We start from the raw sequence: 22,910 nt of genomic DNA, 5'->3' as shown, positions 1-22,910 counted from the left end.
TGAGGTACAACAAGTTATAATATACTAGGAATGGAAATAACGGATGGCGGAAAGGTTCTAACGCTTCTCGCCTGTAAGAACATTACTTTGAGGATGTGTCATCGTGAATCAAAAGACGTACATTGAAATGAGCAGAACATCGCAGTACATCAACAAATTGAGAGGGTATTCAGTGTTAATTGATGGGGCTGAGATGGGAAATATCAAAGATGGAGGGAGGCTGCGAATTGATTTGCCGCCTGGTGAACATGTTATTCAAGTGAAGATTGCTTGGTGTACAAGCCCAACTTTGAGGTTTACTTTAGCGGAAGGAGAAGTGTTGAAGTTTAGATGCGGAAGTCCGATCCGGGGATGGAAGTTGCTTTTGGCGCTTTTTTCTGTTTTGGGCCGTCCTGAAAATCATCTGTTTATCGAGCAGGAAGAAGAGAAAAAGGCTTTGTGTGAATACATGAATTGAATACCGCTGAATTACGTTTTGTATTTAAGTAGCAGCCCTCTCCTTGCTGCGATAAGAGATTCTTTTTCTTTCTCTTATAAAATTTATATAATAGGGAGAAAGAAATGGGGTGGACAGCATATGTTTAAAAAAATCATCAAAACGATTAAGTACCTCTCAAGCAGTTCTAGTGACCGATATCGCAGACACCGGCATTACAGCAGCAGCCGGCGCAGACATTATCGCAGCTACAGCAGCAGCTCGGGCAAAAGAAGACACTACGACCGTTATGGCGGGAGTCATCGTTACAAACGCCGGAGCTACAGCAGCAGTTGATCCGAAAAAAGTTCTTGTTCCGCTTTTGGGACAAGGGTTTTTTTATGTGACCGATTGAATGGCCCGGTTTAGATCCTCGCGAATGGAAGCGGTGTGCTGATACTCTTCATCAATGCCCAATAATTTTTTCAGCAGCAGGGTTACTTCTTTTGTCAGCGTTAATTCCTCCAGCCAAGTGCCGTTTTTCTTCTTTTTCTCTTTATATTGAGAGTACAGCAGAAATAACAGCGTTTCTCCGAGATCGAAGAAGTCATCCTGTTTTCGCACCTTTATTTCCTCCGTTTCTTCAGGAGTCAATTGCTTTGCAAGGCCGAAATCGATGAGGCAGAGCCTGCCGTTATTGATGATGATATTAGGTGTTCTGATATCGCTGTGAAAGATAAGGCGATCATGCAGGTATTCTATAATCTCAAGCAGCTGCGAAATCATCTGTAATGCCATAAGATCTGTAAACGGCTGTTTTCGAAAAAATAATAATTCTTCTATATTCTCTCCCTCAATGAGCTGCATGACATAATAAGCCTGTCCGTCTATGATGAAATCGTCTATGAAGTCCGGAATTTGCGGGTGGTGAATGCTTTTGAGCAGTTTTATTTCCTGTTGGAACCGGACTTTCTCTTTTTCCTTTTTGGCTTTTGTCGGCCGAAGCTTTTTTAAGACATAAGGTGTTTGAGTTAGGATATCGGTGCACAAATAAACCAAACCGTAGCCGCCCATGCCGAGGCATTCTTCAATTCTGTATTGATGATTTAAGATAATGCCGTTCTTTAGAGGGCGGTCAAATAGCAGTTTTTTTAGAAGTTTTAATGCCATGTCTGCACTTCCCTTGGTTGTACTGACTATAGTTTACCTTCTAGACTGAGAATAAAAAAGAGCCGGATAACCGGCTCGGTATAAGTTAAAACTGCTTTGTCACGTCGTATTCATAATCTATTTTTGCTTTGACATTGCTCATCGTCGATCTGGCAGTCGCTAATGTATTATATTTAAAACTCCATACCTTTGCCACACTGAGTTGATCTGACAAAGAGATATCATAAGACCCAGAAGTCGAGCTGTTTACAAGGGCACGGCGCCATTCGTTATTTTCGCTTGTCATGATCAGGTGTCGTGTATTTCCCTGGCTTGGTGTTTGAGTGGCGGTTGTTTGCACTCTGGTTACAATGGCATCACGCGGTATCCCAGATTGGTTTGTTACATCAACCTTGATCACGCTGGAGTCTGAACCTGAGGGGCTAAGGCTTGTATTTCCTTTATTTTCAGCAATGCCGCTGAATTGGAATGTTCCGCTGCCTGATTTGATTCGGTCTTCAATTGAAAGCGTAAAGTACATGTTTCCAGTATAGGTGCCTCGTGACACTTTCACATAGAAGGTATCCGTCGTGTTTTGGGCGTCTGCATTTGCATAAATAAAAGAAGAGAACGTATTGGGGTTAATGACTTCTGTGCCTTGAGAAACAGGTATTCTGTTCTTATCGTAAATTTCAATTTTCATCCCTGTATACGCGCTCTGGTATGTACTTCTCACGTATACCTTTTCTCCCTTATTAGCCGTAAAAGTGAAATAGGCTTCATCTTGACCGGCTTCCAGTATCGTTGTATCGATATTTTTATATTTCCAATAACCGATTGGCATTGCGGTATCAAATGAATTGTTTCCTGTGATAGCAGTGATGCCGGCAGCTGATGCCGAATACGTAAAGGTGAATAAGACAGACAGCATAATAGCAAATGGAATAAGCCATTTTTTCGCCATGTAAACAACCTCCTTTTATTTCCATCATACATAATAACGGTTTTTGTGTAAATAAATGTTTTTTGAGGTTAATATATACATCATAACCACCGATAAAAAAGAGTAAGAGAGAATACTCGGGAGGGAATTCAATGCGTCTGAATCGGCAATTTATCCGCACTCAGCTGATGGCACAGAATATATTAAGCAAGAATGCGCCTGCCAAACGGGAGAATTTGACTGAAAGGACAGCGGCAGTTCTAGAAAAGGCATACAGCAGGCTTGAGCCACGATCTTCAACTGTGGGAATCAATCAGTTCAATTATTCTAAAACCAGTGTGTCGGGAAACAGCGGGACGTTCAGCAAAGTGTATCAATCAGCGAATGACCGAACAGTGACAGACACAGGGAAAGAAACAGTGATAGAATCCAATAACGCCTATGACTCTGAGAGTGAAATCAGAATCAAAATACTAGATGAAAAATACAGCAGGATGAATGCCATAAACAAATCAAAGCCTGATCCATTAGGCTATATTAAGGATAAGTACCAAAATTCAAAGTCTCCTTATTTCAGAAGTGACCTGTCTGCCGCAGAAAGACAGGCTGCTTACGATAATGAAACAGAATGGCTATTCAAAGGCAAGGCCCAAAACTATAACCTCCAGGATGCTGCGTTTCGCAATGTTACATTTAATGGAGAAGTGGAAGCTGAGAATGAAAAGGTGTATCAGCGGAGCCAGGTTAACCAGCAGTTGCAAGTGCTTTTGAATCGGAGCCATATTCACATTCCGGAGGGGACAGAGCTGACGTTTACGATTACGCCGATTGATTATCAGGTGCGGGTGAGCGGGACAGACGATCAGGATCTGATCAAGCAAATTGAGCAAGCGCTGCAATCTGGAGACAACAGCAAAGAACTATTTTTGCACATCATGAAAAGCCAAAGCAGTGATTCAACACAATTTTCCAAAGAGGCCTATAAAAAGTATCAGGCTGCTCGTGAGATGTACGAAGTCACAGGCTACCATTTGAAGGATTTAGAAGTGATTGATGGGCGGTATGTAACGCCTGATGGACGTGACTTATTAGACGTCTATAAAGAAGAGCTTGAAAAAGATCCTGCGCAAAAAGAGACGGCCTCTTATGCTATATCTCACTATCGTTCAGAGCTTAGTGAAATTGCGGAAGCTGGGTATGATGCCATTCCGGATTTCATCTTATCAATTGATTACAGCAATGGATCTCTGAGAGATGTGGGACAAAGCAAGAGCTATGGAACCGGAGATACCGGGTGGCTTGAAGCATTAAAGCGTCAAACGGGCGTAAATTATTAGGTAAGCTGTTCATTTAGAACAGCTTATTTTTTATTTGAATAATAAAATTATAATTTTAATATTCAAATAATTTTATTATTTTTATATAGAAGATTTTAAATGAAGTGAATGATTCAAAACTCAGCGCAAAGGTGTTTGTCTGAAAAAAACAATTGTATTTTCCAGAGAAATTTATTATGATGAAATAAGTAATTTAGGAGATTATATAACAATTTTTAGTTTGAATTTTCTGATTGTTATCACTGAGTGATGTGGGGGCAAGCAGATCTGCTGTTTGTTTTCTCATTTGTGATTATTTTTGTTAGGAGGAGGAAGAGGAGTGGCAAATAAAGAATTAAAGAGGGGCCTGGGCGCGCGTCATATTCAGATGATCGCCTTGGGCGGTACGATCGGTGTTGGCTTGTTTATGGGGTCTGCCAGCACGATTTCATGGACTGGCCCATCTGTCCTTCTGGCTTATGCAATATGCGGAATTTTTATCTTTTTTATTATGCGTGCGATGGGTGAAATGCTGTATGTCGAGCCGAGTACAGGTTCTTTTGCAACATTCGGCCATCAATATATTCATCCGCTGGCAGGTTATATAACAGCATGGAGCAACTGGTTCCAGTGGATTATCGTCGGCATGTCAGAAATTATCGCTGTCGGTTCTTATATGAAGTATTGGTTCCCGGACTTGCCTGCTTGGATACCTGGTATCGTGGCAATGGTGATTCTTGGCGCGGCGAACTTAATTTCTGTTAAGTCGTTTGGTGAATTTGAATTTTGGTTTGCGATGATTAAAATCGTGACGATTATCTTGATGATTATTGCGGGGATCGGAATTATTTTCTTCGGTTTTGGCAACGGCGGAGATGCGATCGGATTGTCGAATCTGTGGTCTCACGGGGGCTTCTTTGCAGGAGGTTTCTCAGGTTTCTTCTTTGCGCTGTCGCTTGTCATTGCGGCTTATCAAGGAGTTGAGCTGATCGGGATTACAGCGGGCGAAGCGAAGGACCCGCAAAACACGCTAAGAAACGCGATTCAAAGTATTATCTGGCGTATTTTGATTTTCTACATTGGCGCTATTTTTGTGATTGTGACGGTGTATCCTTGGGATGAGCTCAATTCACTCGGAAGTCCGTTCGTGTCAACGTTCTCGAAAATCGGAATTACGGCAGCGGCCGGCATTATTAACTTTGTTGTGATTACAGCGGCAATGTCGGGCTGTAACAGCGGAATTTTCAGTGCGGGCCGCATGCTGTATACACTGGGTGTAAATGGACAAGCACCGAAATTCTTTACGAAGATTTCACGCAACGGTGTGCCGCTGTATGGCACAATTGCGGTGCTGATCGGTTTGGCTGTCGGTGTTGTACTAAACTATATCGCACCGCCGAAGATCTTTGTCTATGTATACAGCGCAAGTGTGCTTCCTGGGATGATTCCTTGGTTTATCATTTTGATCAGCCATATCGGATTCAGAAAAGCGAAGGGCGCCGCATTAGATAAACATCCATTTAAAATGCCATTTGCTCCTTTTACAAACTATTTGACGATTGCTTTCTTGCTGATGGTCCTAGTCGGCATGTGGTTTAACGATGATACTCGTCTCTCTCTGATTGTAGGCGTGATTTTCTTAGCACTTGTGGTCATTAGTTATTATGTGTTTGGGATAGGTAAACGCACACAAGCCAATTTGACAAAAAGCCAACAAGCAGCTGAATAACGATAAAAAGAGACATTTACGGATGTCTCTTTTTTTATTTTTCGCGTATGGATTTTCCCTATTTTAGCAAGCTATAGGGTAAAGATAGCAGAAGGAAAGGTGTTCATAAAATGGATGTTACACTCGGTTATTTGCGTGAATCACTTTCAAATCATCTTGAGAATGAGGTCTGCCAGCGGATTTGCAAGAAGATGCTTGCGAAGCGGTATGCGAATGAAGAGGAATTTGTAAAAGACTTAGATGATAATGAAATGTCTTTTTTGAACCATGTATTAGAAAAAGAAATTAAGTATGCGCAGAATGAACAGGATCAAAAACGGGCCAAGGAATTAAACGAGGTGTATGAATTACTGCTTTGAGAAAGGCGGGTTAAGGAATGGGAGCAATTGAACGAAGCGGATATACATTTCAGCCGGAGTTTAGCGTTGTCCGTCAAAACGGAGCCATCCATGTGTACCATCAAGGAGAATTTGTGGAAGAAATCGAATTTGAATTTAACGGGAAATATCCCGATCATGATTTGATTGAAGAGCTTGTGAATCATTATTGTTTTGAGCATGAGATTTAGAGCCCTGCCATGCAGGGCTCTTTCACTTATGATGTGATCAAGCCATACTTTTTCAGGATATCCACGGTGATGTTTTTGGCTTTTGTACCAGAATCATCGACATTGGTGACAAAGACATAAGAGCCATGCTCTGTTTTGATGAATCCGACAAACCAGCCTAATCCCATATCAGTCAGGCGGGTTCCGGTTTTCCCGTAAAGCGTATAATGATCGCCTTCCTCTTGAATCATCATGCGCTTGACGGTTTTCATCACCGGCTTGTCAAATGGAAGCTCCTCTTTAAATAGCTTCTCCAAAAAGGCTTCTTGTTCCAGCGGAGATATTGTCAGAGAGCTTTGCAGCCAAAACTGGTCGATTCCACCGCTGATATCCTCGTTGCCGTAAGATAGTATGTGAAGCCATGTTTTCATTCTTTCCTCGCCGATATCCCGCGCTAACGCTTGATAATACCAGATTGCGGATTCGCGCATGGCCGAGCCAAGCGTATGGTCGCGGTTCCATGATTCGAATTCACGCTTGACCCCGTCCCATCGTTTAACATCGTATTCATCTCTTACAGCTTTGACCTGCAAACCAATTAAGGCGTTCACGACTTTATAGGTGGACTGCGGGGTTTGTCTTTGATTTGCCCGTTCTCTGTTGTAGACAAATGTCTGATCCTTTTGCAAATCGTGGAGTATGAAGGTTCCATCCGTATCCTTGAATTCATCATCGACATTCATTCTGCTGACATTCAAGTGCTTTTCATGAGCAGATGATGCTGCGTGGACGGAGAAGCCGCCGATCCCTGCAATACTCAGCACAAGCACAACATATATCCATTTCTTCATTTTGTTCTCCCCTTTATTTTGATTAACTATCTTTTCTCTCTTTCGTTTGTTCTTCCTTTAAAAAATAATCAAAAGCGCGTAAATTTGGTTTTACAAACAAATACTGTTACTGGGTTTATATTCGGAAGATAACGTGAAAATAGAGGGTAAAAAGAAAGGCAGGGTAAGCGGATGAATGAGCAGATTCCACATGACAAAAGTCTTGATAACAGCCTGACGCTGCTACAGGAAGGATATTTATTTATTAAAAACAGAGCAGAGCGCTACAATTCAGATCTGTTTCAGGCCCGTTTATTGGGAAAAAACTTTATTTGCATGACTGGCGCTGAGGCGGCGAAGGTGTTTTATGATACGGATCGGTTCCAGCGGCAGGGCGCTTTGCCGAAGCGCGTGCAGAAAACGCTGTTTGGCGTCAATGCGATCCAGGGAATGGATGGCAGTGCGCATATCCATCGGAAGATGCTTTTTCTGTCATTGATGACACCGCCGCATCAAAAACGTTTGGCTGAGTTGATGACAGAGGAGTGGAAAGCAGCAGTCACAAGATGGGAGAAGGCAGATCAGGTTGTGTTATTTGAAGAAGCAAAAGAAATTCTGTGCCGGGTAGCGTGCTATTGGGCAGGTGTTCCGCTGAAGGAAACGGAAGTCAAAGAGAGAGCGGATGACTTCATTGACATGGTCGACGCGTTCGGTGCTGTGGGACCGCGGCATTGGAAGGGAAGAAGAGCAAGGCCTCGTGCGGAAGAGTGGATTGAAGTCATGATTGAAGATGTACGCGCCGGCTTGCTCAAAACACCTGCCGGAACAGCGCTGCATGAAATGGCGTTTCACAAACAAGAAGATGGAAGCGAGTTGGATTCCCGGATAGCAGCCATTGAACTGATTAATGTACTGCGGCCTATTGTTGCCATTTCTTACTTTCTTGTGTTTTCAGCTTTGGCGCTTCATGAGCATCCGAAGTATAAGAAATGGCTGCGGTCGGGTAGCAGCCGGGAAAGAGAAATGTTTGTGCAGGAGGTTCGCAGATATTATCCGTTCGGCCCGTTTTTAGGGGCGCTTGTCAAAAAGGACTTTGTATGGAATAACTGTGAGTTTAAGAAGGGAACATCGGTATTACTTGATGTATATGGAACGAATCACGATCCTCGTCTATGGAATCATCCCGATGAATTCCGGCCGGAACGATTTGCGGAGCGGGAGGAAAATCCGTTTGATTTGATTCCTCAAGGCGGAGGGCACGCCGAGAAAGGCCATCGCTGTCCAGGGGAGGGCATTACAATTGAAGTCATGAAAGCGAGCCTGGATTTTCTCGTCAATCAGATTGAATACGACGTTCCGGAACAATCACTTCATTACAGTCTCGCCAGAATGCCGTCGTTGCCTGATAGCGGCTTTGTAATGAGCGGAATCAGACGGAAAAGGTAAATCAAAAAAGCTCTCTTCCTTATCGAAGAGAGCTTTTTAATTACTTCTTTTTTTCATCGTAGTATTGGACGGGATACATGGAGCCTTCTGATACCATTTTGTTGTCCTCGATATCTTGTGGGTCCGGGTGGCCGGCTTTATCGACTGGGAACGTTTCCATGTCTGGCTGTTTTGTTATTTTCATCTTCATGCTGTGAATGAATTCTCTTGCTTTTTGGCGATTTGACGGGTCTTTTAATAGATAAGAAGTGATGCCGACAGTTGAAACAGCGAGACCTGAAAGTAACAGTTTTTGTTTCATGGTGATACTCCTTTCTATTTTAAGAGTAGTGTTTCCTGTATCATTCCCGTTTTGGTTATAGCTAAACCTATTATGTTTTTATCATTCGAATTTTCAGTAAATTCCATTTTTGAAAAACTAGTGACTTCATTCCTGTATTGGAAGGTAATATACATTGATTTATTATTATTTTTAGACAAAATTCGATAAATATTGACAAACTAAAGTAATCAGAATAATAATATAATTAGCAAGAGAATGCCATCATACATGAAAGGTGTTTACGATATGAATCAATTGCATCGAAGAATGGGAACGTTTTCCCTCATGATGGTCGGGCTCGGGTCAATGATTGGCTCAGGCTGGCTGTTCGGGGCGTGGCGTGCGGCCCAAATAGCAGGACCAGCTGCTATTATTTCATGGATTATTGGAATGGTCGTCATTTTATTTATTGCTCTTTCTTATAGTGAATTAGGATCTATGTTCCCTGAAGCCGGGGGAATGGTAAAATATACGCAATATTCACACGGTTCGTTTATCGGTTTTATTGCAGGCTGGGCCAACTGGATTGCGATTGTGTCTGTTATTCCGGTTGAAGCGGTGGCCTCTGTTCAATATATGAGCTCTTGGCCTTGGGAATGGGCGAAATGGACAAGCAGTTTGGTGAAGAATGGAACACTGACTGGGGAGGGACTGGCATTTGCCTCTGTATTGCTTCTCATTTATTTCCTGCTGAACTACTGGACAGTCAATCTATTTTCTAAAGCGAATTCATTCATTACAATTTTTAAAATTATTATTCCGGGTCTGACGATTGGAGCTTTGCTGTTTGTCGGATTCCACGGAGAAAACTTTACTGACGGTCAAAGCATTGCGCCGAATGGCTGGGCGAGTGTGCTGACAGCGGTGGCCACTTCCGGTATCGTTTTTGCGTTTAATGGTTTCCAAAGCCCGATTAATATGGCGGGTGAAGCAAAAAATCCGGGAAAATCAATTCCGATTGCAGTTGTCGGCTCTCTTTTCGTTGCAACAGTCATTTATGTCCTGCTGCAGATCGCCTTCATCGGAGCGGTGAATCCTTCTGATATTGCTCACGGCTGGAGCCATCTGAACTTTAATTCTCCTTTTGCTGATTTGGCGATCGCGCTGAATATTAACTGGCTGGTGATTGTGTTATATGCGGATGCATTTGTATCACCGTCTGGAACTGGGATTACGTATACGGCGACAACGTCCCGAATGATTTACGGAATGGAAAAAAACAAATATATGCCGAGTATATTCGGGAAGCTTCACCCGATTTACGGCGTGCCGCGACAAGCAATGTTCTTTAACTTGATTGTTTCGTTCATCTTTTTGTTCCTGTTCAGAGGGTGGGGCGTGTTAGCAGAAATTATTTCTGTTGCTACGTTAATTTCTTATATCACCGGCCCGGTTACAGTGATGACATTGAGACGGACGGGGAAAGACCTGTACAGGCCTCTTCGTTTAAAAGGCTTAAACGTGATTGCGCCGCTTGGATTTATCTTTGCGTCGCTAGTGCTGTATTGGGCCCGCTGGCCGTTAACAGGACAGGTTCTGTTTATTATTCTGATCGGTCTGCCGATTTACTTCTATTATCAGGCGAAGGCGAAATGGAAAGGGTTTGGCCGAAACTTCAAAGCCGGCGTCTGGATGGTGTTTTATCTGCTGGCCATGATGGTCATTTCTTATTTGGGCAGTGATAAATTCGGCGGCCTGAATGTCATTCATTATGGCTGGGATATGGTTCTGATTGCGATGGTATCACTTGTATTCTATGTGTGGGCGCTGAAGAGCGGCTATCAGACAGAATACTTAAAGGATGCGAAAGAGATAAATTCTCAGCTGCTTAATGGACAGTCAGAAGCTGCTGCCGGAAAAGAATAAATGAAAACCTTGCGCAGAGGGCGCAAGGTTTTTTTGTTGATAGCCATATCGGTTCAAAATGTTACACCATTGTAAATTCAATTTAGGTTTTAAAGGCCCATTGTTAAGTTAGTGTAAATTTGTTAGGAGATTCATTTACATTCATATGAACTTGAAACATAATCATAGGGAGTTTTGCTGATATATGTCGAGACAGAGGTGAAAGCGTTGACGATTGATATCCAAACATTACTGTTCGAATTTTTCGGGGGTCTCGGTATTTTCCTAATTGGAATTAAGTTCATGGGAGACGGACTTCAGAAATCGGCTGGGGATAGATTGAGAAATATATTAGACCGTTTTACAAGCAATCCGCTGATGGGCGTATTGGCGGGCATCATTGTGACGGTTTTGATTCAAAGCAGCTCGGGAACGACGGTTATTACCGTCGGGCTTGTCAGTGCGGGCTTTATGACGCTTCGTCAGGCCATTGGTGTTATTATGGGAGCCAATATTGGAACAACGGTTACCGCGTTTATTATCGGGATTGACATAGGGGCTTATGCTTTGCCGATTATTGCTGTCGGCGGATTTTTACTGTTTTTCTTTAAGCATAAACATGTGCAAAATGCCGGTCAGATTGTGTTTGGGTTTGGGGCTCTGTTTTATGGGCTGGAGTTAATGAGCGGCGGCATGAAACCGCTCCGTTCACTTGAGGCATTTCATGATTTAACTGTCAGTATGAGCTCTAATCCGGTTCTAGGTGCTGTCATTGGGACTTTGTTTACGGTTCTTGTGCAAAGCTCCAGCGCCACGATCGGCATCTTGCAAGGTTTATTCTCAGATGGGCTGATTGATATTAACGGTGCGCTGCCAGTGTTATTCGGTGATAATATCGGGACGACGATCACCGCGGTTCTTGCGTCTTTAGGTGCATCTGTTGCGGCGAGACGTGCTGCTGCTACTCATGTGCTGTTTAACCTAATCGGGACAGCGATTTTCCTGATTTTTCTTAAGCCGTTTACAGCATTGATTTTGTCTCTTCAGGCTTCGATGGGGCTTGATCCGAAAATGACAATTGCATTCGCACATGGAATCTTTAATACGACCAACACGATTATACAGCTTCCTTTTGTCGGGATATTGGCTTTGATCGTAACAAAACTGATTCCGGGCAAGGATTCTATGGTCGAATATAAGTCGCATCTTGATCCGATTTTTATTGAACAATCGCCATCTATTGCTCTCGGACAGGCAAAAGAAGAAGTGATCCAAATGGGGAATTTTGCGGTGCAGGGGCTGGAAGTCACAAAGCAGTTTTTGGTGACAAAGCAGCCAAAATATGCGGCCAATGCATATCAGATAGAGGATGCGGTTAACAATCTCGACCGGAAAATTACCGATTATTTGATCGAACTTTCTTCAAGTTCTCTCTCAGAGCACGAGTCTGAGGAGCATCATATGTTGATGGATACGGTCAGAGACATTGAAAGAATCGGAGATCACTTCGAAAATGTGATTGAATTGATAGAATATCAGCAGTCGCATCGTGTGGTTATTACTGAATCTGCCATGGCGGATTTAATTGAAATGATGGATTTGACGATTTCTACTGTGAAGGCGTCCATAGAAGCTTTGCACCACGCTGATGCAAAGATAGCTGAACAAGTCATTGAAAAAGAAGATGACATTGACAAAATGGAACGGAAGCTTCGCAAAAAGCATATTATCCGTTTGAATGAAGGGCTGTGTACTGGACAAGCGGGCATCGTCTTTGTTGATATGATCAGCAACTTGGAGCGTATCGGCGATCATGCGGTAAATATTGCTGAAGCTGTTATTGGTGAAAATTAATGAGGAAAAAGCATAGAATCCTAGGATTCTATGCTTTTTTGTAGTCTTTTTTCACTTTCTGGAAGACATCAGGGTAATTTGTGAACACTCCTGTCACGCCCCAATCAAGCAGGCGGTGCATATCTGCTTCTGTATTGACTGTGTAAGGGTGCAGCAGGAGGCCGTGGCTGCGGATCATACGGACGTTTTCTTGATTCAAAGCTTTATAATCCGGGCCTGCACCGACAGCGTATGTTTTGATTTCTTCCAGTTCAGCATCTGTCATTGACGCCATTTGTTTGGCTTCCAGCAATTGAACAGTTGGCAGTTTTGGCTGTAATTGATGGACTTTTAACAGGCTTTCTTTGCTGAACGATTGAATGATCACCTGGCCGGGCTTAGAATGTTTGCCCAGTAATTTATGTTTCTGCAAAGAAGCGATCAGTTTTTCCTCCATACCAGGGTAGGTGTCAGGCGATTTTGTTTCAATGTAGTAGTTCGCGTGCTTTCCGAAACGGTCTAATACTTCTTCTAATGTAGGAACTTTAAGGCCGGCGTACTGCGGCTTCGCTTTTTCAGGATAAGCTTTATTAAACCAAGAACCGGCGTCCAGCTTCTTAATGTCTGCGAGCGTATGATCTTTCACCCAGCCCGTTCCGTTTGTGGTGCGGTCCAGTTTTTCGTCGTGCATGACAATCAATTTCCCGTCTTTTGTCATTTGCAGATCCAATTCAATATAATCTGCTTTCATTTTTTGAGCGGTTTCGTAAGACAGAATCGTGTGCTCAGGCACATATCCAGAAGCCCCTCTGTGTGCGACAGTCAGGATACGGTCAGGTGACAGCAGGTTTCCTTTTGACGCTGCTGACACTGGCGTTGTCATAAATGCGAGTAAGCCCAGCGACAGAACAACCAAGGCAAGTATTCTATTTTTTCTCATGATTTCTCCTCCTTATTGATAAAGACTACTTGTCTTTCATATTAAAAAATGGATGTAAACGGCGTGTTGGAAAATGATTAATCTTTTATGTGTCTTTCTTAAACGTGCTCTGCCCGTTTTCCTGTATTCCACGTCAAAGCCAAGAAGACGATGGCAAGAATGCAGGAAGAGATCAGCATGATAAAGCCGCCGTTCCAATCAAACCGGTCAACGACAAAGCCCATAATGGCGTTTGCAAAGGCGGATCCGCCGATGTATCCGAAAAATCCAGTCAAACCGGCTGCAGTACCGGCTGCTTTTTTCGGTGCTAGATCGATCGCTTGCAGGCCGATCAGCATAACAGGTCCGTAGATTAAGAAGCCGATGCTGATCAAGGCGATATTGTCTACGAGCGGATTGCCGGCCGGATTCAGCCAGTACACCAGTACGGCAATGAAAACGCCCGCCATAAACAAAACGCCTGCCGGTGCCCGGCGGCTTTTGAAGAATCGGTCACTGATCCAGCCGCATAAAATGGTTCCCGGTATGCCGGCATATTCGTAAAGAAAATAGGACCAGCGCGAGTCTTCAGGAGAAAAGCCTTTGGCTTCTGTTAAGTAAGTAGGCGCCCAGTCAACCACGCCGTATCGCACGAAATAAACAAATACATTGGCAAACGCGATATACCAAAGAAATTTGTTATTCAGCACATATTGAAAAAGGATTTCTTTTGTTGTTAATTCCTTTTCCTGATTTTTAAAAGCGTGTTTTGGATAGTCATTCCGATACTCTTCAATTGGCGGGAGTCCGCAGGATTGAGGCGTATCACGAACCAATAAAACAATTAAAAATGAAATGATAATGGCGATGATGGCAGGGAAGAAAAACACGCTTTTCCAAGTGACGAACATCGCGATGCCAAGAGTGACAAGCGGAGCAAGAATACCGCCGCCTATGTTATGTGCGACATTCCAGATCGACATTTTTGTGCCGCGTTCACTTATAGAAAACCAATGGGCCATTGTCCTGCCGCATGGCGGCCAGCCCATTCCTTGAAACCATCCGTTGATAAACATAAAGATAAACATGATGGTGACGCTCGAAGTCACCCACGGCATTGAAACGAATAGAATATTAACGATTGCTGATAAAAATAGGCCTGTTGCGAGAAAATATCTCGGATTACAGCGGTCAGACACCATTCCCATGATGAATTTGCTGAAGCCGTACGCAATGGACACAGCGGCCAGCACCAAACCCAGTTCTGTTTTGGAAAATCCCTGTTCCTGCAGATAAGGAATGGCAAAGGCAAAGTTTTTCCGCAGCAGGTAGTAGCCTGCGTAGCCAATGAAAATACCAATGAATACTTGCAGCCTGAGCCGTTTATAAGCCGCATCCATCTTTGAATCATCCAGTCTCTCAATGTGTGGAGCCGGTTTAAATATATGAAGCATTAAAAATTATCCCCCTTTGCTGTTTGTGCTGGATGTGTGGAGTTCCTCCTTTCTGAAAAACAAAAAGAGCCAGAAAACACCCCTTGTCAAAAGGGGTTGGATTCCTGGCTCTCCTCATCTCCATCCAAGCTATTAACTTATTATGATAGCGCTTTCTTAAGTTATCATAGTCTAGAGCGAATGTAAACGGGTAATTTCAAATTGGTATTAAGAAAGTAAATATTATCCTTTTACTAAATGGAGTTATGTTTTTTTACTGGCAGCATAAAAATCTGGAGGGAGGCTGTTGCAGGTGGATGAATTAGATATCGCATTCGGTATTTTACCGTTAGGAATTATGTTGTTGTCGATTGTCGGGACTTGTATTTGTAAAAACGCGTATCTGATGCCAATGCTTAGTTTGGTGATTTCTCTAGTGCTCACCTTTACCACTTTTAATGAATCATTTTTGGGATGGGCTGTAGTCTATAGCTTGATTTCCCTGGCTTTATCCTATATCACATTGATTGTGGTAAGGAAAAGGAAAGCATCAGGAAAATAAAAATGCCTTACTTTCTCCTGTATCGTTGACTTAGGCAACTATATAAGAATATAATTGACTTAATCAACGATATGAGAAGGTGGGATTGATTTGAAAACAAGTGAATCATCTGTCGGATTAAAATTCAGAAAGTTCAATCGATTTTATACGAAGGTCCTTGGTTTTCTTAATGAGCACATTTACGACAGTCCGTTTTCCTTAACGGAAACACGGATATTATTTGAAATTTATAATACGCCCAATTGTACGGCAAAAGCCCTTCAGGATAAGCTGGAGCTTGACCGGGGATATGTCAGCAGGATTTTAAAGCAATTTGAAAAAGAAGATTTAATCTATAAACAGAAGAGCAAAGAGGACGCCCGTCACCATTATATTTTTGTTACAGAAACCGGAAAATCGATTTATAAAAAGCTGGAGGAGAAAGCCAACGAACAAGTAGAACTGATGCTGAAGGAAATCAACCAAAAGGACCAGCACAAGCTTGCCGAGGCGATGGCAGAGATTGAAGCGATCCTTTCACAGTCGCTTTCTGCCAGAACATCAGAGATATCGATTAGAGATTATTTTCTGTCGGATGATCTTCAACTCCTTATTGAGAAACAAAGACAATTTTATGCGGAGGCTCACGGTTGGGACGACACGTTTTTAGCTTACCTTCAGGAGACATTTGACGCTGACATCGAAAAAATATGGATTGCGGAAAGCGGCGGGAAATTTGCCGGCTCTGTCGGGTTGGTCAAGCATGATGATAAGACAGTCCAGCTCAGATGGTTTCTGGTTGATGCGGCTTTTAGGGGCAGGGGGCTCGGCACTCAATTGCTGGAGCATCTGGTTGCATACTGCCAAGACATGAAGTTTGACCGCATTTTCCTTTGGACGGTGAGCACCATGGCTGAGGCTCGTCCGCTCTACGAAAAATTTGGATTCAGGATAAGTGAAGTGAAACAAGAAGCGCCATTATGGGGACAGCAGCTTACAGAAGAACGGTGGGATTTGGAGCTGTCATGAAAAGACTGCACTATGCTTGGATCATCGTCTCCGTCACCTTTTTGATCTTATTGGCGGTTCAGGGGGTGCGGCTGTCGTTTGGTGCGTTTGTGGAGCCGTGGGAACGGCAATTTTCAATGGATAGAAGCACGATCTCGTTGATTTCGACGATGAGCTTTATTGTTTATGGCATATCACAGCCTGTGATCGGTCGGCTTGTAGACAAATGGGGTGCTCGGGCTGTTTTGGCATGGAGTGCGTTACTGACAGGCGTCAGCATTTTCTTAACATACCTTGTTACTTCGCCTTGGCAGCTGTTTTTGCTTTATGGGCTGGGTGTCTCGCTTGGAGTTGGCGGAGCATCGAATGTGGCAGCAAGTGTATTGGTCGTCAATTGGTTCAGTAAAAAGCGGGGACTAGCCTTTGGGATCATGGAAGCAGGATTTGGCGCGGGGCAAATGCTTCTCGTTCCTGGCTCACTCATGCTGATCCATTGGTTTAGCTGGAAGCTGACGGTTGTGGTGTTAGGGCTGCTGTTAATCGTGATTGTCTTTCCGGCTGCGCTGCTGATGCTGAGAAACAAGCCTTCAGAGAAGAATGCGGAGCCGATAGGCGGACTGGCTGCTGCGGAAAAAGAAACAGCGCCCAACACAACTGCTCTTTCAGTGACTGGGATGTTTCGGATGAGGCAATTCTGGTTTTTGATTTTGCCGTTTTTGATTTGCGGATTTACGACCGTGGGGCTGATGGATACCCATTTGATTCCCTTTTCTCACGATCACGGCTTTTCAACGACAGTCACGAGTGCCGCTGTCAGTCTGCTGGCAGGCTTTAATATTGCCGGCATCTTACTGTCGGGAATTGTAGCGGACCGGTGGAGCAGCCGGAAAATCCTATGCTTTTTATATGCGGTGCGCGCGATGTCGATCGTGATTCTCTTATACAGCCACGAGCCCTACTTGCTTTTAGCCTTTGCGATTCTGTTTGGATTAGTGGACTTTGCAACGGTAGCACCGACTCAAATGCTCGCCACCCAGTACTTTCAAAACTACTCAATCGGCCTCATGATTGGCTGGCTGTCACTCGCCCACCAGATCGGATCGGCACTTGGCGCGTACGTGCCTGGCGTCATCTATACGATAACAGGTGAGTATACACTGGCTTTTTATTTGTCGATTGGAATGCTCGTGCTGGCGAGCGTGATGAATGTGATACTGAGGGAGCCCGCGGCGGTCACGCGTGACAGTGCGGCTGTGATAGAGAAGTGATAAGGGCAGAGGGGGAGCATCTCATTCAGAGATGCTTTTTTTGTATTTTTGTTCTAATACGAAGTCGATCATACCGACTATGCGGGCGTTTTGGGATTTTTGTTTGAAGCGCTCAGAGATTTGAACTTTTCTTGAAAATGGGGAAACAATAAAAACCCAAAAAAGGCCGATCAAGGCAAAAAACATTTGTACAGCTAATTCTATTAATTCATTAAAACGAGTGCTGAAAAAATAAATATATAAAGTTATGAATGTCACGAAACAAACGATTTTGACGGTGTGTTTGAATGTGAGTTGCGGTTCAGTTAAGCATACTTTCATTTGGTTGAGTGTGAGTGAGTCTTGTTGCATTAAGTATAAAAGTAAATCTCTTTCATTTTGGCTTCTTGGGTACAATTCGGTTTCTATTTTTTTTATGATTTCCTGATATGTATGTATATTGTTTTTCATATAGAATCCCCCCTTAAGAATAACTCCATGAACCCTCTAAAAGGACCCATGGAGATCAAGACTATTAATAATATACGGAAGAGTACTGCAACTGCTTCTGCTTCAGGGCCTATTTTAAATGTAATCGAAGTCTTAAGTCCAGAAGTAGCGTTGTTATATATTGCAACGTCAAAATGGTAAAGTGTAAATTTAAGTATTCAATGTTTGAGTTATTGAATTACATAAAGTTCAGTCGGTAAGCCAAGACTGTTAGATAGATTTTGATAAAGTCGATTTGGAACGCAGTGAGCGCCGTTCCTGTGATATAGATGCCGTTAAGCATCCATTTTAGATCCGTTATCCATCAGTTTCGCTTTCGGTTTCAGCTCTGAAATGTAGAGGCCTAAAAGTGTAAGTGCACCTCCTAGAAGAGCGATCCATGTCATGTTTTCGTGCAGAATCAGGACGGAAGCGGCGATTGTGATAACCGGGACCATGTAAATATACGCACTGGATTTGACGGCTCCGAGAACGCCAACTGAATAATTCCAAGTGGCGAAACACAGGGCAGAAGCGCCAATGCCTAGGAAAAGCATGTTAAGTGCATTCGAAGCAGATGAAAATCGGCTCAGGCCAAAATGGAAGTCGAACAAAAATAAGGCGGGAACCATAAACAATAAGCCGTACAAAAATACTCTCTGTGTCAGCTCGATGATGTGGTATTCGTAAGCGCTTAATTTTTTCATGAATATCGAGTAGCCTCCAAACACGAGAGCGGCTCCGGCTGCCATGATGTCTCCGAGCGGATTTAGACGCAGTACCACATTACCGTTAAACGTAATCAATAAAAGCCCGATCAGTGCCGAGACAAATCCAATCAAAAAAGTCAGACGCAGTTTTTCGCCTTCGAGCAGAAAATGGGCCAAAACCGCAGTGATCATCGGTATAATGGACACGATCATGCCGACATTGGATGCGTATGTATAGGTGAGAGCTATATTTTCTAATAGAAAGTATAAGGTTACGCCAAATAAACCAGCCCCGGCAAACAACAGCTCCTGCCGCCAATTTCTGAACGGGATTATGTTGGGACGGACGAGGATAAGAGCGATAAAGCCCATCAAAAACCGATAAAATAATATTTCCATTGGAGAGAAGTCAGCCAGCAGAACCTTTGTCGAAATAAAGGTCGTCCCCCAAATCAGAATGGTCACAATGGCTGCGATATGCCCGGATGTTTCTCTTTGTATGCTCATCTCTGAAGCTCCTTTTCAAAAATCTTCATGTATTGCTTCGGCGTCAGCCCCACCTGCCGTTTGAAAAACTTTGTCATATGGCTCTGATCACTGAACCCTGTCTGAAATGCTGCATCAATCGGTCTTACCCCTTGTTCAAGAAGTTTTTTCGCTTGATTAATCCGGATTGTTTCCATATAGCTATTAGGGGTAATGCCTTTTTGTTTTGTAAATGAACGCAATAAATGATACTTGCTCCATCCTGTTAATTCACTCAAATCATTGAGCGTGACGTTTTCGGCATAATGCTCTTCTAAAAATTCGCAAACCAATTTGACTTCGTCGGATGGTTCGGGAACGCTGTTAAGGAACGTGACATCTGAATAATGGCGGATCAGCTCTTCTATTAGATGAAGAAACAGCTCCTCCTTACGCAAAGCTTGTTTTTCCTCGGATATCAAAATATGCAATTCCTGCAGGCTGGCTGTCAGCTCATGGCGGAATAGCACATGCTGGGAGAAGTAAGGGAGATGTCCGGCGCCGGTAATTTCCTTCACCGCCTTCTCCATGATGTCCGGCATGACATTGATACAACGATAATCAAGCGTCCGGCCGTCAATCTGTTCACAGCTATGCGTGTCACGGGGGTTAAAGAGGAGAAGATCACCTGGATTGATGATATATTCTTGATCCTGACAGGCCAGATACCGTTGCCCTTTTTCGATAAATCCAATCACATAATAATCGTGAAAGTGGTTCGGGAACTTTTGCATAATCCCCTTGAAGCGGTAGGCTTCTATATGAAGATGTGGGTCAAGCTGCAGTGTGCGGGTTTCGTTTTGCATGGGATGCCTCCTGTCGGTATGGTGGTCTTGGATTAAGTGTAGCATGGTTTTGGGGGATTTCTTGTATGATGTTGCTGTTTAAAAAGTTAACCTTTATTGGTCTGCTTTCGTTTAGGAATCAAAAAATTTCATGTTTTCATAATGATATTTTCTATTTTAATAAAAATTTATTTTTTGAATATTTCAGTTATAATGGTTTGGAACAGATAGGAGGGGCAAAGATGTATCAATCAAAGAAGGTTTTATTGTTAGGTTCAGGTGAGTTAGGTAAAGAGGTAGTGATTGAAGCCCAGCGTCTTGGGGTACAGACGGTGGCAGTTGACAGTTATGAGCATGCTCCGGCGATGCAGGTTGCGCATAATAGCTATGTCGTTGATATGCTGGACCGCGAGCAGATCAGAACCATCATTGAGAAAGAAAAGCCGGATTTGATTGTGCCTGAGGTTGAGGCGATTGCGACGGATGAATTGCTGAAGCTTGAAGAAGAAGGATTTCACGTCATCCCGAATGCCCGTGCGGCCAAGCTGACGATGGATCGGGAAGGCATCAGACGGCTTGCGGCGGAAACGCTTGGACTTGCGACGGCTGGCTATGAATTTGCGAATACATATGATGAATTTATACAAGCGGCAGCTCAGATCGGTTTTCCTTGTGTCGTTAAGCCATTGATGAGTTCTTCTGGAAAAGGCCAAAGTGTGTGCCGCTCTGAAGCGGATTTAGAGAGCTGCTGGGAGACGGCGATGGAAGGCGGACGGGTGAAAAACGGCCGCGTGATCGTTGAGGAGTTTATCCCTTTCGAATCAGAAATCACACTCTTAACCGTACGTGCGGTTAACGGTACGACATTTTGTGAGCCGATCGGTCATGTGCAAAAGGACGGGGATTATATCGAATCGTGGCAGCCGCATCATATGACAGAGCAGCAAATGGAAGAAGCGAAGCATATTGCAAAAGCGATCACGGATGAGCTTGGCGGATACGGCCTGTTTGGTGTTGAACTGTTCCTTGCGAAAGATAAGGTATATTTCAGTGAGGTATCTCCCCGCCCGCATGATACAGGCCTTGTCACGCTGGTGACGCAAAATTTGTCAGAATTCGCGCTGCATGTCCGGGCGATTCTCGGCTTTCCGATTACAGAAATCACCCAGCTTTCACCTGGCGCCAGCAGGCCCCTCAAAGCACCGGAAGAATTAGCAGATTATACTGTTGAAGGACTGGAAAACGCACTGGCAGTCCCACAGACACAAGTGCGTGTCTTTGGAAAGCCAATAACGAAAACCGGACGGCGTATGGCAGTTGCGCTTTCTGCTGCTGATACAGTCGAAACGGCGAGAGAGAATGCAAAGAAAGCATTGGATCAGCTAACGATAAAATAGAGTTTGAGCAGGCCTTGTCATAGTACAAGGCCTGATTTTTTTCTTTCTCCATAAAAGTTTTATCATAAGAATCCGAAACCTGATTATAATGTAAAAGTCTTCCATCGATATGGGTGGTTGACACTAAAGGAGGGAGATGACAAAATGAAATTAGTTCCAACATTCAGAAAACAATGGTTCGCTTACTTAACGGTTTTGTGTTTGGCTTTGGCAGCAGCGGTATCTTTCGGCGCACCGGCAAAAGCGGCAGAGAACCCGCAAACTTCTGTATCGAATACCGGTAAAGAAGCTGATGCCACGAAAAACCAAACGTCAAAAGCAGAACAGGTTTCCGCACCTTATGAGGGAACTGGAAAAACAAGTAAATCATTATACGGCGGCCAAACGGAACTGGAAAAAAACATTCAAACCTTACAGCCTTCGAGCATTATCGGAACTGATGAACGCACCAGAATCTCCAGCACGACTTCTTTTCCATATAGAGCAACTGTTCAGCTGTCAATCAAGTATCCCAACACTTCAAGCACTTATGGATGTACCGGATTTTTAGTCAATCCAAATACAGTCGTCACGGCTGGACATTGTGTGTACAGCCAGGATCATGGATGGGCTTCAACGATAACCGCCGCGCCGGGACGCAATGATTCGTCATATCCATACGGAACTTATTCCGGCACGATGTTTTACTCAGTCAAAGGATGGACGGAAAGCAAAGACACCAATTATGATTACGGAGCTATTAAGTTAAACGGTTCTCCTGGAAACACGGTTGGCTGGTACGGCTATCGGACAACAAACAGCAGCAGTCCCGTGGGCCTTTCCTCGTCAGTGACAGGATACCCGTGTGACAAGGTATTTGGCACGATGTGGTCTGATACAAAGCCGATTCGCTCTGCTGAAACGTATAAGCTGACCTATACAACCGATACGTACGGCTGCCAAAGCGGCTCGCCTGTATATCGAAACTACAGTGATACAGGGCAGACAGCTATTGCAATTCACACGAACGGGGGATCGTCATATAACTTGGGAACAAGGGTGACGAACGATGTATTCAACAATATTCAATATTGGGCAAATCAATAAATACAGCAAACTAGCTATATTCATAATTATTTTGTTTTTATGCGGATGCAGTTCGCAGACGCATTCTTCTCAAAAAGAAATGGCGATTCCTGTCACTCTTCATGTGGAGGATGCTAAGGGGCTTCCGGTCGAAGGAGTTCAAGTGACGATTGTCAAAGCGCCTGCGTCAGATGAGGAGCCGAGTAAAGAGATCGGCGAGATACTCGGTAAAACAGACAAAAACGGAGACATCAAATGGGATACCGGTCAAAAAGGCGATTATTCAGTCGCGTTGACGAAGGGTGAAACATCAGTAACCCATCAAATTTCATTAACAGAGGATAAAAAAGATCAAATCATTCCATTAGTCTTCAAAGAATAGCAGTTTCCCTGATTTTAAGGGAAACTGCTTTTTT

The 22,910-nt window shown here is 43.6% G+C and carries 24 protein-coding genes; 15 read left to right on the top strand and 9 right to left on the bottom strand.

Annotated features, from left to right (window positions below):
- Positions 1-103 precede the first annotated feature (103 nt).
- The gene (locus BLL41_RS17155; protein ID WP_071578776.1) at positions 104-457 is read left to right on the top strand and encodes a hypothetical protein; all 354 of its coding nucleotides are present in this window, start codon (positions 104-106) and stop codon (positions 455-457) included.
- A gap of 109 nt (positions 458-566) precedes the next feature.
- Positions 567-830, top strand: a complete 264-nt coding sequence (locus tag BLL41_RS17150; RefSeq protein WP_071578775.1) for a hypothetical protein — start codon at positions 567-569, stop codon at positions 828-830.
- Here BLL41_RS17150 and BLL41_RS17145 read toward each other — a convergent pair.
- Together BLL41_RS17145 and BLL41_RS17140 are read right to left on the bottom strand one after the other, a co-directional pair.
- Complete coding sequence (locus BLL41_RS17145) at positions 815-1,585, bottom strand: serine/threonine protein kinase (protein WP_071578774.1); 771 nt, start codon at positions 1,583-1,585, stop codon at positions 815-817. The genes BLL41_RS17150 and BLL41_RS17145 overlap by 16 nt on opposite strands.
- Before the next feature lie 85 nt (positions 1,586-1,670).
- Positions 1,671-2,528, bottom strand: a complete 858-nt coding sequence (locus BLL41_RS17140; protein ID WP_071578773.1) for a hypothetical protein — start codon at positions 2,526-2,528, stop codon at positions 1,671-1,673.
- 131 nt (positions 2,529-2,659) lie between these two features.
- On the opposite strand from BLL41_RS17140, the gene BLL41_RS17135 reads away from it, so the two are divergent.
- The 4 genes from BLL41_RS17135 (at position 2,660) to BLL41_RS17120 (ending at position 6,120) form a co-directional block, all read left to right on the top strand.
- Positions 2,660-3,844, top strand: coding sequence for a DUF4885 domain-containing protein (locus BLL41_RS17135; RefSeq protein ID WP_071578772.1), 1,185 nt, complete (start codon positions 2,660-2,662; stop codon positions 3,842-3,844).
- Positions 3,845-4,163: 319 nt separating this feature from the next.
- Entirely contained in the window at positions 4,164-5,552 is a 1,389-nt protein-coding gene (locus BLL41_RS17130) for an amino acid permease (RefSeq protein WP_071578771.1), read from the top strand.
- 110 nt (positions 5,553-5,662) lie between these two features.
- Positions 5,663-5,911, top strand: coding sequence for a sigma-G-dependent sporulation-specific acid-soluble spore protein CsgA (gene csgA / locus BLL41_RS17125; RefSeq protein ID WP_003234887.1), 249 nt, complete (start codon positions 5,663-5,665; stop codon positions 5,909-5,911).
- Positions 5,912-5,928: 17 nt separating this feature from the next.
- The gene (locus BLL41_RS17120) at positions 5,929-6,120 is read left to right on the top strand and encodes a YbxH family protein (RefSeq protein ID WP_071578770.1); all 192 of its coding nucleotides are present in this window, start codon (positions 5,929-5,931) and stop codon (positions 6,118-6,120) included.
- Positions 6,121-6,146: 26 nt separating this feature from the next.
- On the opposite strand, the gene blaOXA is transcribed toward BLL41_RS17120, so the two are convergent.
- Positions 6,147-6,950 carry a class D beta-lactamase gene (gene blaOXA, locus BLL41_RS17115; RefSeq protein WP_071578769.1) on the bottom strand — a complete coding sequence of 268 codons (804 nt, stop codon included), beginning with the start codon at positions 6,948-6,950 and terminating at the stop codon, positions 6,147-6,149.
- 171 nt (positions 6,951-7,121) lie between these two features.
- Between blaOXA and cypC the strand changes: the two genes are divergently transcribed.
- Positions 7,122-8,375, top strand: coding sequence for a CYP152 family fatty-acid peroxygenase CypC (gene cypC / locus BLL41_RS17110; protein WP_071578768.1), 1,254 nt, complete (start codon positions 7,122-7,124; stop codon positions 8,373-8,375).
- A gap of 40 nt (positions 8,376-8,415) precedes the next feature.
- On the opposite strand, the gene BLL41_RS17105 is transcribed toward cypC, so the two are convergent.
- On the bottom strand, positions 8,416-8,676 hold the full coding sequence (locus BLL41_RS17105; protein ID WP_003234883.1) for a hypothetical protein: 261 nt from the start codon (positions 8,674-8,676) through the stop codon (positions 8,416-8,418).
- Positions 8,677-8,943: 267 nt separating this feature from the next.
- On the opposite strand from BLL41_RS17105, the gene BLL41_RS17100 reads away from it, so the two are divergent.
- Positions 8,944-10,563, top strand: a complete 1,620-nt coding sequence (locus tag BLL41_RS17100; protein WP_071578767.1) for a glutamate/serine transporter AimA — start codon at positions 8,944-8,946, stop codon at positions 10,561-10,563.
- A gap of 207 nt (positions 10,564-10,770) precedes the next feature.
- Positions 10,771-12,396, top strand: coding sequence for a Na/Pi cotransporter family protein (locus tag BLL41_RS17095; RefSeq protein WP_071578813.1), 1,626 nt, complete (start codon positions 10,771-10,773; stop codon positions 12,394-12,396).
- Positions 12,397-12,424: 28 nt separating this feature from the next.
- On the opposite strand, the gene BLL41_RS17090 is transcribed toward BLL41_RS17095, so the two are convergent.
- Both BLL41_RS17090 and glpT read right to left on the bottom strand, forming a co-directional pair.
- Positions 12,425-13,315 carry a glycerophosphodiester phosphodiesterase gene (locus tag BLL41_RS17090; protein WP_071578766.1) on the bottom strand — a complete coding sequence of 297 codons (891 nt, stop codon included), beginning with the start codon at positions 13,313-13,315 and terminating at the stop codon, positions 12,425-12,427.
- Positions 13,316-13,413: 98 nt separating this feature from the next.
- Complete coding sequence (glpT, locus tag BLL41_RS17085) at positions 13,414-14,748, bottom strand: glycerol-3-phosphate transporter (RefSeq protein WP_040084398.1); 1,335 nt, start codon at positions 14,746-14,748, stop codon at positions 13,414-13,416.
- 292 nt (positions 14,749-15,040) lie between these two features.
- Here glpT and BLL41_RS17075 point away from each other — a divergent pair, with 292 nt between their 5' ends.
- The 3 genes from BLL41_RS17075 (at position 15,041) to BLL41_RS17065 (ending at position 17,544) form a co-directional block, all read left to right on the top strand.
- Complete coding sequence (locus BLL41_RS17075) at positions 15,041-15,289, top strand: YbeF family protein (protein WP_071578812.1); 249 nt, start codon at positions 15,041-15,043, stop codon at positions 15,287-15,289.
- A gap of 90 nt (positions 15,290-15,379) precedes the next feature.
- The gene (locus BLL41_RS17070) at positions 15,380-16,297 is read left to right on the top strand and encodes a bifunctional helix-turn-helix transcriptional regulator/GNAT family N-acetyltransferase (RefSeq protein ID WP_071578765.1); all 918 of its coding nucleotides are present in this window, start codon (positions 15,380-15,382) and stop codon (positions 16,295-16,297) included.
- On the top strand, positions 16,294-17,544 hold the full coding sequence (locus BLL41_RS17065; RefSeq protein ID WP_071578764.1) for an MFS transporter: 1,251 nt from the start codon (positions 16,294-16,296) through the stop codon (positions 17,542-17,544). The genes BLL41_RS17070 and BLL41_RS17065 overlap by 4 nt, the downstream gene beginning before the upstream one ends.
- A gap of 21 nt (positions 17,545-17,565) precedes the next feature.
- Here the strand turns inward: BLL41_RS17065 and BLL41_RS17060 are convergent, their stop codons facing one another.
- From BLL41_RS17060 to BLL41_RS17050, 3 genes are all read right to left on the bottom strand, one after another.
- On the bottom strand, positions 17,566-17,994 hold the full coding sequence (locus tag BLL41_RS17060; protein ID WP_071578763.1) for a hypothetical protein: 429 nt from the start codon (positions 17,992-17,994) through the stop codon (positions 17,566-17,568).
- 314 nt (positions 17,995-18,308) lie between these two features.
- Complete coding sequence (locus BLL41_RS17055) at positions 18,309-19,229, bottom strand: DMT family transporter (protein WP_071578762.1); 921 nt, start codon at positions 19,227-19,229, stop codon at positions 18,309-18,311.
- Positions 19,226-20,053 (bottom strand): AraC family ligand binding domain-containing protein, encoded by an 828-nt coding sequence (locus BLL41_RS17050; RefSeq protein ID WP_071578761.1) that lies wholly within the window; start codon positions 20,051-20,053, stop codon positions 19,226-19,228. The genes BLL41_RS17055 and BLL41_RS17050 overlap by 4 nt, the downstream gene beginning before the upstream one ends.
- Positions 20,054-20,259: 206 nt before the next feature.
- Between BLL41_RS17050 and purT the strand changes: the two genes are divergently transcribed.
- The 3 genes from purT (at position 20,260) to BLL41_RS17035 (ending at position 22,876) form a co-directional block, all read left to right on the top strand.
- A complete protein-coding gene (purT, locus tag BLL41_RS17045) occupies positions 20,260-21,429 on the top strand; it encodes a phosphoribosylglycinamide formyltransferase 2 (RefSeq protein ID WP_256252459.1) in 1,170 nt (389 codons plus the stop codon).
- A 144-nt stretch (positions 21,430-21,573) separates the two neighbouring features.
- Positions 21,574-22,515 carry an extracellular metalloprotease Mpr gene (gene mpr, locus BLL41_RS17040; protein WP_071578760.1) on the top strand — a complete coding sequence of 314 codons (942 nt, stop codon included), beginning with the start codon at positions 21,574-21,576 and terminating at the stop codon, positions 22,513-22,515.
- Positions 22,478-22,876, top strand: a complete 399-nt coding sequence (locus BLL41_RS17035) for a YbfJ family protein (RefSeq protein ID WP_071578759.1) — start codon at positions 22,478-22,480, stop codon at positions 22,874-22,876. The genes mpr and BLL41_RS17035 overlap by 38 nt, the downstream gene beginning before the upstream one ends.
- Positions 22,877-22,910: the final 34 nt, after the last annotated feature.

Source organism: Bacillus sp. FMQ74, assembly GCF_001875785.1.
Classification (GTDB): Bacteria; Bacillota; Bacilli; order Bacillales; family Bacillaceae; genus Bacillus; species Bacillus stercoris.
This window is presented reverse-complemented; position numbering and strand designations above follow the sequence as displayed.